General features: G+C 70.1%; 6 protein-coding genes. 4 read left to right on the plus strand and 2 right to left on the minus strand.

The genetic code is table 11. The annotated features are described in order from the left end of the window. Positions 1-24 precede the first annotated feature (24 nt). Genes ABFX45_RS38360 through ABFX45_RS38375 form a run of 4 tightly spaced genes read left to right on the plus strand, consistent with a single transcriptional unit; the run spans position 25 to position 7,845 of the window. The gene (locus ABFX45_RS38360; protein WP_346135618.1) at positions 25-2,898 is read left to right on the plus strand and encodes a glycoside hydrolase family 3 C-terminal domain-containing protein; all 2,874 of its coding nucleotides are present in this window, start codon (positions 25-27) and stop codon (positions 2,896-2,898) included. Between the two features lie 58 nt (positions 2,899-2,956). Beyond that, on the plus strand, positions 2,957-3,964 hold the full coding sequence (locus ABFX45_RS38365; protein WP_109639637.1) for a LacI family DNA-binding transcriptional regulator: 1,008 nt from the start codon (positions 2,957-2,959) through the stop codon (positions 3,962-3,964). 27 nt (positions 3,965-3,991) lie between these two features. After that, positions 3,992-5,950: a beta-galactosidase gene (locus tag ABFX45_RS38370; protein ID WP_346135620.1), complete on the plus strand. Its 1,959-nt coding sequence runs from the start codon at positions 3,992-3,994 to the stop codon at positions 5,948-5,950. After that, on the plus strand, positions 5,947-7,845 hold the full coding sequence (locus tag ABFX45_RS38375; RefSeq protein WP_346135622.1) for a glycosyl hydrolase family 95 catalytic domain-containing protein: 1,899 nt from the start codon (positions 5,947-5,949) through the stop codon (positions 7,843-7,845). Before ABFX45_RS38370 ends, ABFX45_RS38375 begins: the two co-directional genes overlap by 4 nt. On the opposite strand, the gene ABFX45_RS38380 is transcribed toward ABFX45_RS38375, so the two are convergent. Beyond that, positions 7,825-9,276 (minus strand): family 43 glycosylhydrolase, encoded by a 1,452-nt coding sequence (locus ABFX45_RS38380; RefSeq protein ID WP_346135624.1) that lies wholly within the window; start codon positions 9,274-9,276, stop codon positions 7,825-7,827. The two genes, ABFX45_RS38375 and ABFX45_RS38380, sit on opposite strands and share 21 nt — an antisense overlap. Positions 9,277-9,279: 3 nt before the next feature. After that, positions 9,280-10,716, minus strand: a complete 1,437-nt coding sequence (locus ABFX45_RS38385; RefSeq protein WP_346135626.1) for a family 43 glycosylhydrolase — start codon at positions 10,714-10,716, stop codon at positions 9,280-9,282. Between the last annotated feature and the right edge of the window lie 131 nt (positions 10,717-10,847).

Below are 10,847 nucleotides of genomic sequence, written 5' to 3' on the forward strand. Positions count from 1 at the left end.
TCGAAACGATTCGATTCAGACTCGATGACCAAGAAGGGCGTTGCCTTGAGCATCGAGAACCCCACCGGGGAACCACCGTTCCGGAATCGGGAGCTGCCGTTGCCCGAGCGGGTCGCCGACCTGCTCGGACGGCTGACGGCCGCCGAGAAGATCGCGCTGCTGCACCAGTGGCAGCCCGCGGTGCCGCGGCTCGGCCTCGGCGCCTTCCGCACCGGCACCGAGGCGCTGCACGGCGTCGCGTGGCTGGGGCGCGCGACCGTCTTCCCGCAGCCGATCGGCCTGGCCAGCACGTGGAACCCGGACCTCGTGCGAGCGGTCGGTGACGCGACCGGGACCGAGGTGCGCGGTTTCCACCACAAGGATCCGGTCGCGCACGGGCTCAACGTGTGGGCGCCGGTGGTGAACCCGCTGCGCGACCCGCGCTGGGGCCGCAACGAGGAGGGCTACTCCGAGGATCCGCTGCTCACGTCGGTGATGGGCACGGCCTATGCCGCCGGCCTGCGCGGTGATCACCCGGTGTACCTCAAGACCGCGCCGACGCTGAAGCACTTCCTGGGCTACAACCACGAGACCGACAGGTGCACGACGTCGTCGGTGCTGCGGGCCCGCGTGCTGCACGAGTACGAGTTCCCGTGTTTCCGCGGCCCGGTCGCGGCGGGTGCGGCGGTGGCCGTCATGCCGTCGTACAACCTGGTCAACGGCAGGCCGGCGCACCTGACGCCGTACCTCGACGACCACCTGCGGAGCTGGACGGACAGCGAGATCGCGGTCATCAGCGACGCCTGGGCACCGTCCAACGTGGCCGGTCTGCAGGCCTACCACGACGACGACGTCGCCGGGCACGCCGCGATGCTGCGCGCCGGCCTCGACAGCTTCACCGACCACGACGCCGATCCGGCGACCACGATCGCGAACGTGACCGAGGCGCTGGAGCGAGGGCTGATCACCGAGGAACACGTGGACCGGGCCGTCACCCGTCTGCTGACCCTGCGCGCGAGGCTCGGCGAGCTCGACCCGCCTGAGCTCAACCCGTACGCGTCGATCACCGAGGACGTGATCGACGCTCCCGAACACCGCGCACTCGCGCTGGAGGCGGCACGCCAGTCGATCGTGCTGCTCAAGAACGACGGACTGCTGCCGCTCGACCCGAGCGACAACGGGAAGATCGCCGTCATCGGCGCGCACGCGGGCACCGTGTTCGAGGACTGGTACTGCGGCACGCTGCCGTACGCGGTGACACCGCTGGAGGGAATCACACGGCTCCACAGTGGAGAGACGACGTTCGCCGAGGGCGTCGACCGGATCTCGCTGACGACCGGGAACGGCCGCTTCCTCGCCTTCTCGCCAGAAGGCCGGGCCGTCCTGGAGGACCACTGGAGCGACGCGTCCGCGTTCGACCTGTTCGAATGGGGTCAGGACGTGGTCACCCTGCGCAGCGTCCTGACAGGCAGGTACGTGGCGTCGACGCGGGACGGCGAGCTCGTCATGGAACGCACGATGCCGGGCGGCTGGGACGTCATGGAACTGTTCGAACTGGTCCCGCTCGGCGGCGACACGTGCCTGCTGCGCAACACGGTGCTCAACCAGTACGTGGCCGCACACGGTGACGGCATCAGGTTCGTCGACGCGCGGGGCGAGGCGGCGCGGTGGCGGCTGGAGGTCGACCGCTCGGGCCTGGCCCAGGCCATCGCCCACGCCGCGGCGGCGGACGTCGCGATCGTCGTGGCGGGCAACGACCCGCACGTCAACGGGCGTGAGACGCAGGACCGCGCGGACCTCGACCTGCCGCCGAGGCAGGCGGAGCTGATCCGGGCGGTGCGGCAGGTCAACCCGCGCACCGTGCTGGTCGTGGTCAGCAGCTACCCGTACGCGCTGGTGCACGAGAACGAGCACGTCCCGGCGATCCTGTGGTCGTCGCACGGAGGCCAGGAGCTCGGCCGCGCGCTCGCGGAGGTGTTGTCCGGCGAGGTCTCGCCGTCCGGCAGGCTCACCCAGACCTGGTACCGCGGCGTCGAATCACTCCCGGACCTGTTCGACTACGACATCATCAAGTCGCGCGGCACGTACCTGTACTTCGAGGGCGACCCGCTCTACGAGTTCGGTCACGGACTGAGCTACACCACGTTCTCCTACGGCCCGCTGACCGTCTCCGCAGCATCGGTGTGGCAGCGCGAGGAGTTCGAGGTCTCGGTCGAGGTCACCAACGCGGGCGACCGGCCGGGGGCGGAGGTGGTGCAGCTCTACGGCACGCAACGGGAGTCGCGGGTGGTCCAGCCGCTGCGCAAGCTGCTCGCCTTCCACCGCGTGCGGCTGGAGCCGGGGGAGAGCCGGGTGGTCCGGTTCCCGTTGCGCGGCAGGGACTTCTGGCACTGGGACGTCGTGAGCGGCCGCCCGGTCGTCGAGACGTCCGTGCACGGTCTGTGGGTGGGCACGTCCACGGTCCGCAGGTCGCGCGGCGAGGTGCTGGTGATCGGGGAGGGGATCGCCCTGCGCGGCCCAGTCGTCCGCCCTGAGGACTTCGACGACTGCTCCGGCGTCACACTGGTGGACGAGACGCGGGAACGCGGCACCGCCGTCGAGTCCACCGAGGCCGGTGGCTGGGTCCTGCTCGGCGACGCGCGGATCGGCGAGAACGTCGTCCGCTGCACCGCACGGGTCGCCGGCCGGGCCGGTGAGGTGGTGGTGCGGATCGGCGATCACGCTCGCGGACGATTGCTGTGCACGTTCACAGTCCCTGAGGATTCTGATCCACACTCTTGGCACGAGATCAGTACGCCCGTGCACTCGGAACTGGGGGCGCATGATCTGTTCGTCGTGTTCACCGCGCCGGGCATGCGGCTGGCCCGCTTGGAGTTCACTGTCAATCGTCAATGTGAACGTTCCCACCTTCGGCGGTGAACGGAAGTCATCATCCGCCCGTAATGTTGTCGAAACGCTTCAACTCGGAGGTGCCGACGTGGTCACCATCGCGGATGTGGCGAGGCATGCCGGCGTCGCGCCGAGCACCGTCTCCTACGTGCTCACGGGCAAGCGGTCGATCTCGCCGCAGACCCGCACCAAGGTCAGGGAGAGCATCCGGCTGCTGGGGTACCACCCGCACGCCGGGGCCAGGGCGCTCGCGACGAGCAGGGCGAACGTGGTGGCGCTGGTGCTGCCGCTGCGTCACGGCGTGCACCTGCCCGTGGTGATGCGGTTCGTGACGGCGGCGGTCACGACCGCCCGCAGACACGACATGGACGTCCTGCTGGTGACGGCGGACCAGGGCGCGCAGGGCCTGCGCAGGGTCGCGGGCAGCGCCCAGGTCGACGGCTTCCTGGTGATGGACGTGGAACTCGACGACGACCGCGTCCCGCTGTTGCGCCAGATCGCCCAGCCGTCCGTCCTGATCGGACGCCCGGCGGCGGTCAAGGGACTCACCTGTGTGGACCTCGACTTCGAGGCCGCAGGGGCGCGCTGCGTCGACCACCTCGCCGACCTCGGCCACCGCTACATCGGGTTCCTCGGCGCCCCGAGCGTCGTGTACCAGCGCAACACCGGCTACGCGCAGCGCACGATGGCGGGGTTCGGCGCGGCGGCCATGCGGCGGGGCATCGCGTCGACGGCACTGCCCGCCGAGGACGACTACGAGTCGGTGCTGGCGTCCGTGCGCTCGTTGCTGCGCACGCAACCGGCGATGACCGCCCTCGTCGTGCACAACGAGGCGGCGCTCGGCTGGGTCGCGGGAAGCCTGCGCGCGCTGGGCCGCAGGGTGCCCGACGACGTGGCGGTCGTGGCGATCTGCCCGGACGAGCTCGCGGAACAGATGCAGCTGACCTCGGTGCAGCTGCCGGCGGAGGAACTGGGGCGGCAGGCGATGGAACTGCTCGTCGCCAGGCTGAACGGGCACCCGGCGGCACCGGTGACGCTCCTGCCGCCGAAGCTGTCCGGTCGCGCGAGCACGGCCCCGCGCCTGCGCCGCGCATGAGGATGTTCGCAATCATGGGGATGAGGCATGCGGAACCTGTCCGACGTCACGCGCGGCCGCTTGACCTACGGAGGTGACTACAACCCGGAGCAGTGGCCGGAGGCGGTGTGGCACGAGGACGTCTTGCTCATGCGGGAGGCCGGGGTCAACCTGGTCACCGTCGGCGTGTTCTCGTGGGGCAGGCTGGAACCGACGCCGGGCGCGTACGACTTCGGCTGGCTCGACCGCGTGCTGGACCTGTTGCACGAGAACGGGATCGGCGTCAGCCTCGCGACCCCGACGGCCTCGCCGCCGCCGTGGATGAGCCTGCGCCACCCGGAGACGCTGATGGTGACGGCGGACGGCGTCCGGATGTCGCACGGTTCCCGCAACCACTACTGCCCCTCGTCGCCGGTCTACCGGCAGTACGCGCGGGCCATCGTCACGGCGATGGCCCGCCGCTACGCCGAGCACCCCGCGCTGAGGTCGTGGCACATCAACAACGAGTACTGCGAGGTCTGCCACTGCGACCGGACCGCGCAGCACTTCCGCCGCTGGCTGCGGGAGAAGTACGAGACGCTCGGCGCGCTGAACGAGGCGTGGGCGACGGCGTTCTGGAGCCAGCACTACGGGGAGTGGGCGGAGATCCTGCCGCCACGCGCGGCGCCGTACCTGCGCAACCCCACCCAGGTGCTCGATTTCAAGAGGTTCTGCTCGGAGGCGTTGCTGCAGTGCCTGCGGACCGAACGCGAGATCCTGCACAACACCACGCCGTTCGTGCCGGTCACCTCGAACTTCATGGGCCTGTTCGCGCCCCTCGACTACTGGCAGGCCGCGGCGGAGCAGGACTTCGTGTCGCACGACTGGTATCCGGACCTCACGGACCCTGCCGCCCACGTGCGGACGGCCATGAGCTACGACCTCATGCGCGGGCTGGCCGGGCGCAAACCGTGGTTCCTGATGGAACAGTCCGCGAGCGGCTCACACGGCGTGCGCAGGCCGCCCGGGCATCTGCGCACCCAGTCGCTGCAGGCGATCGCGCGCGGCTCGGACTCGGTGTGCTTCTTCCAGTGGCGGGCGTCCCGCGCGGGCGCGGAGAAGTTCCACTCCGGCATGGTGCCGCACCGGGGCCCGCACAGCCGCGTCTTCCGCGAGGTCGCCGCGCTCGGCAGGGACCTCGTCGAGCTGTCGGAGGTGGCGGGCGAACCGGTTCCCGCCCAGGTCGCGATCCTCGTGGACTGGGACAACTGGTGGGCGGTCAGCGGCGCGCACCTGCCGGCCGAGATCGACCTCCTGGCGCGGCTGCACGACTTCTACGAACCGCTGTGGCGGCTGGGGGTCGTCGCCGACTTCGTGCGGCCCTGCGACGACCTGTCGAAGTACCCGGTCGTGCTCGCGCCGAACCTCTACCTGCTCACCGCCTGCGACGCCGACCGCATCACGTCCTATGTGGACGAAGGCGGCACGTTCGTGATGGGATTCTTCTCCGGGATCGTGGACGAGCACGACCACGTCCGGGTGGGCGGCTATCCGGCGCTGCTGGCCGACGTGATGGGGCTGCGGATCGACGAGTTCCTGCCCCAGCACGACTCCCTGACTTGTTCCTCCGAACTGCTCGGCGAGTTCACCGCCGACTTCTGGGCCGACGACCTCTCGCCCACGACGGCGGAGGTGGTCGCGGCCGTGACCAAGGGCGAGCTCGGCGGTATGCCGGTGGTGCTGCGCAACAGCTTCGGTGAGGGCACCGCCTGGTACGTGGCGACCAGGCCGGAACCCGCGGCGATGCGGGCCCTGCTCGCGCACGTGGTCTCGCAGGCGGGTGTCACCTCGTCGCCGCAGCCGGAGGGCGTGGAGGTGGTGCGGCGCGGCGACCTGCTGTTCGTGATCAACCACCGGCCCGAGCCCACCGAGGTCGAGGTCGACGGCCTCAAGCTCGACCTGCTCAGCGGCGAGCGGGTCAGCGGTGTCACGGAGCTGCCGCGCTACGGCGTGCGGGTGCTGCGGTGACCCGGCTGTGGTTCACCGCTCCCGCGGGCGCGCGGGAGGAGGCGCTGCCGCTGGGCTCTGGACGGCTCGGCGCGCTGTGCTTCGGCGGCGTCGACACCGAACTGGTTCAGCTCAACGACGATCGGCTGTGGACGGGGTCGCCGCTGCCACCGCCGTCCGGTGACGTGGAGCCCGATTCCGCGAAGTACCTGCCGCTGGCGAACCTCATGCTCGTCGGCGGGCCCGCGCGGGCCGATTCCTACCGGCGTGAGCTGGATCTGCGCACGGGCGTCTACACGATGGCTTACCGGACGGGTTCGGCGGAGGTGCGGCGGGAGGCGGTGTGCCACGGCGGCCTGCACGTCCTGGCGCTGCGCGTGACCGGTGCCCAGGTCGGCCTGTTGCTGCGCGGTGCGTTGCCCGGCGAGCACTTCACGTCGTCCGGCCGTGTCGTCGGGGTGCGCGGCCGGGTGCCGCAGGGGATGGCCTGGGCGGTGGTCGCCGCGGTGGACGGCGACACGGTCTTCGTCACCACGGAGGCCGGCTATCGCGGGCCGGGTACGGAACCGGTGGACGACCCCACCGAATGCTCCCGCCTGGCGCTCGCACGGGTCGAGTGGGCACGCAGGCTGGGCTGGGCGTCGTTCCGCGACGAGGCCGTCCGGAGTCATCAGGCGCTGTTCGACCGGGTGAGCCTGCAGCTGGGCCCGGTGCCGGAGCTGCCGACCGGCGAACGGCTCGCGCGGCCCGACCGGACCCTCGCCGCCCTGCTGTTCCAGTACGGCCGCTACCTGCTGATCACCGGCTCGCGGCCGGGCACGCTGCCCGCCACCCCGCAGGGGATCTGGAACCCGCACACCGATTCCGTGCCGCACGCCGGTGACACGCTGCGGATGACCTACTGGCCGGCCGAGGCCGCCGCGCTGCCGGAGTGCCACGAGCCGCTGCTGGAGTTCGTCGCCAAGCTGTCCGGCTTCGGCGCGGTCACGGCGAAAGCTCTGCACGGCGCGCCGGGCTGGGTGGCACACCACAACAGCGACCCCTGGTGCCTCACCACCCCGGCCGGGGAGGACGGCGATCCGGCGTGGCCGATGGCGGCCGCGTGGCTGTCCCGGCACCTCTGGGAGCACTACGCGTTCTCCGGTGACGACGGCTGGCTGCGCGACCACGCCTGGCCGGCGCTGCGGGGTGCCGCCGAGTTCTTCCTGCACTGGCTGGGGTCGAACGGCGAACCAGCATCCGCGATGGACCTGGCGTTGACGGCCGAGCTGTTCTCGAACCTGCTTCTGGCGGCGGGCATCCTCGGAATCCGCGACGACGTCGTGGACGGTGTCCGGGGGATCGAGCTGCCCGAGGCCGACCGTCCGCACCTGTTCGGGCTCTATCCCGGCGACCAGATTGATCGCGTGCGCACCCCGGAGCTGGCGGACGAGGCCGAACGCGCGTTGGTGGCAATGGGGGACGGGGGCACCGGGTGGTCGCTGGCGTGGAAAGCCGCGCTGTGGGCCCGGCTCGGTGACGGCGATCGCGCGCACACGCTGCTGTCGACGTTGCTGAGTGACGGGGTGCACGGCAACCTGCTGTGCGCGGAGCCGTGCCAGCTCGACGGCAACCTCGGGGCCACCGCGGCGATCGCGGAGATGTTGCTGCAGAGCCACACCGGTGAGCTGAGGCTGCTGCCCGCGCTGCCGTCGGCGTGGCCCACGGGAGTGGTGCGCGGGCTGCGGGCACGGGGTGGCGTGGCCGTCGACCTGTGGTGGGACGAGGGCGAGTTGCGCGCGGTCGGGCTGCGCGGGCTCGGCGCCGAGAAGACCGTCACCCTGACGTACCGGGGCCGCACCGCCGAGGTGACGGTGCGGCCGGACATGCTGCTGATGCTCGACGAGCGGCTCGGCTCAGCCGACGGGCTCACCTGACGGCGCGGTGAGCTGGGTGCCGAGCCGGACCGGAGTGCCGAAGTTCGGCGTTCCGTCGGCGTTCCAGGTGAACTTCTGCGCTCGGGTGGAGCGGTTCATGTCGCAGCCACCCGAGGCGCTGTCGTTGGCGTGGTAGACGATCCAGTCCTCGGTGCCGTCCGGTGACTTGAAGAACCCGTTGTGGCCTGGGGCGAACACGCCGTTGCCGTCGTTGCGCTGGAACACCGGGTCGGGCGACTTCGTCCAGTGCGACCGGTTGAGGGGGTCGGTTCCGGTCAGGGTGAGCAGTCCGAGCTTGTAGTCCGGGCCCCAGCAGGCGCTGGCCGAGTAGACGATCATGACGCGGCCGTTGCGGTACAACGGTTCCGCACCTTCGTTGACCGCTCCCGTCTGCCGTTCCCACGCCAGCGTCGGCTGGGAGATGGTGCGCCGCGCTCCGCTGATCGTGTACGGGTTGGACAGCGGGGTGATGGTCAGGCTCTGAGTGCCGTCGATCGCACTGCCCATCAGGTAGAGCCTGCCGTTGTGCTGCAGGATGCTCGGGTCGAGCTCCCAGGTGCTGCCCAGATCCGCCTTGAACGTGTACGGGCCCATCGGGTCGGTGCCCGCGCTCTCCAGCACGTGCAGACGTTGCGTGGGGTTGTAGTCCGGCACGTTCTGCCCGGCCACGTAGTAGAGGTACCAGCGGCCGTTGAGCAGGTGGAACTCCGGCGCCCACATGTTGCAGCACCCGTTGGGCCGGCCGGACAGGTTGAACACCACGGTCTCCGCGGCGCTCGCCAGACCGGCGAGCGTGCGGGAGCGGCGCATCGTGATCGTGGAGTTCCACGTCGTCGTTGCCAGGTAGTAGTAGCCGTTGTAGTACTGCAGCCACGGGTCGGGGCCGTTGCGTTTGATCGGGTTGGTGAACGTGCCGGGTGCCCCCACCCTCACCAGTTGCCACTGCTGGTTTCGTCCCTGCGTGTCCGGCCACTGGATGATCTGGGCACCGTCCGCGGTCGAGAAGTCCAGCACGTCGACGGCTTTGGCGCTGGCTCGGTTGATCAGGCGGACGTGGCCGCCGTCGGAGTCGGCCAGGCGGAACTGCTGGCCGGTGCGGCCGGCGTCGGTCGTCTGCACGAGACCGCTCCGGTCCGCGGTCGACGAGAAGTCCAGCACCTTGCCGCTGTGCCGGGACTTCAGCCGGTAGTAGCCGCCGCCGGAGTCGACGAACTGCCACTGCTGCCAGGCGCCGTCGTTGCGCGACCACTGCACGATCGGCGCGTTGTCGTTCGTGACCAGGTTGTACACGTCCAAGGCCTTGCCGCTGTTGCGGTTGACGAGGACGTAGTACGCGTTGGTGTCCACTGTGGCCGCCACTGCCGGCGACGCCACCACGGTTGCGCCGAGCAGCACGGCGGAAGCGAGCAGGGCGGTCGTGCGGATTGTCATCTTCTACTCCAGTACGAACGTCGCGTCGGTGCGTCCCTGCGCATCGCTCACCGTTTGCAGGTTGACCAGCCCGTTGCTGTGCCGGATGTAGCGGCCGGGGAAGTTGAGCGACTCGAACGACACCGCGGAGCTCGCCGCGAGTCCCGCGCGCTGGGAGAAGCTGGCGTCGTTGCGGAACAGCGTGCTGCCGTCGCTGCGCTCGACCCAGAGCTCGTTGTTGCGGTGGCGCAGGTAGTAGCCGGGGAAGTTGGTCGACTCGAGCGACACCGTGCCGGAGCCGGTCAGCCCCGTCACCACCTTGAACTGCGAGTCGGCCAGCGGTGACACGTTCGCTTCGAGCTTCGCGCGGTACTCCCAGTGCCGGACGAACCGCTCGGAGTCGTATGCCTTGAGCCGCACCGGGGTGGGGCCGTCGGATACCGGGATGCCGAAGTCCGGTGTGCCGTCGGCCTTGTAGTAGACCTTCTGCACCCGCGTGCGGCGGTTCGGGTCGTTGAGCGGGTCACCGCTGATGTCGCGGTAGTTGCGGTCGTGGTAGACCATGACGTCGCTGCGGCCGTCCTCGGACACCGTGAACGAGTTGTGGCCGGGCCCGTACTGGCCGGTCGCGGCGTTGCTCGCGAACACCGGGTTCTGGCTCTTGGTCCACGACGCCGGGTTGAGCAGGTCCGCCGACGCCGACGCGGTCAGCAGGCCCAGGCAGTAGTTCGCGTCGGTGGCGCTGGCCGAGTAGGTCAGGAAGATCCTTCCGTTGCGCTGCAGGACCGCGGGCCCTTCCGCCACCTTGAACCCGCGGGTCTCCCAGGCCAGCGCCGGCACCGTCAGCCTCGTCACCGTGCCGGTGATCGTCCACGGGTTCGCACCCATGCGGGCGATGTAGAGGTTGGAGTTGGTGGAGATACCGGGTTCCTGCTGCGCCCAGGTCAGGTAGCTCACACCGTTGTTGACGAACGTGGACGCGTCCAGTGAGAACGTGTCCCACGGCGTCGTGATGCGGCCGCGTTCGGTCCACGGTCCGGTCAACGGGTTCGCACTCGAGCTCTCCAGCACGTACATCCGGATGCGCCAGATGTCGTCACTGCGCCCCGCGGCGAAGTAGACGTACCACTTGCCGTTGATGAAGTGGATCTCCGGCGCCCAGATGTGGGCGGCCATCTCACCGCTCGAGTGCTTGCGCCAGATCACGGTCTCCGGTGCCGAGGCCAGGCCCTGGATCGTGGTGGCACGGCGCAGGACGATCCGGTCGTACTCGGGCACGGTCGCGGTGAAGTAGTAGAAGCCGTCGGTGTGCTTGACGATGTGCGGATCGGCACGCCGCTCCGCGATCGGGTTCGTGTACCGCACGGCGGGCGAGGCCGACGCGTGCGGCACGGGCAGGCCGGCGACGCAGGTGACGGCGGCGAGCACCAGTACGGCCACGCGGTGCAGGGCTGTCTTCATCGACTGTCCTAATCAGTTCTGGGAGTGGCCATCCGGCACACTCCTGGTGGTAGCCGGCCGGCGGGTGAGCACTCTTTTGTCCTGGACGCCTGAGTCCTGCTGAAAGACAGTGCCCCTGCCGGTGGGCCGGG

Origin of the sequence: Lentzea roselyniae (genome assembly GCF_039537795.1) — a bacterium.
Taxonomy (GTDB): Bacteria; Actinomycetota; Actinomycetes; order Mycobacteriales; family Pseudonocardiaceae; genus Lentzea; species Lentzea atacamensis.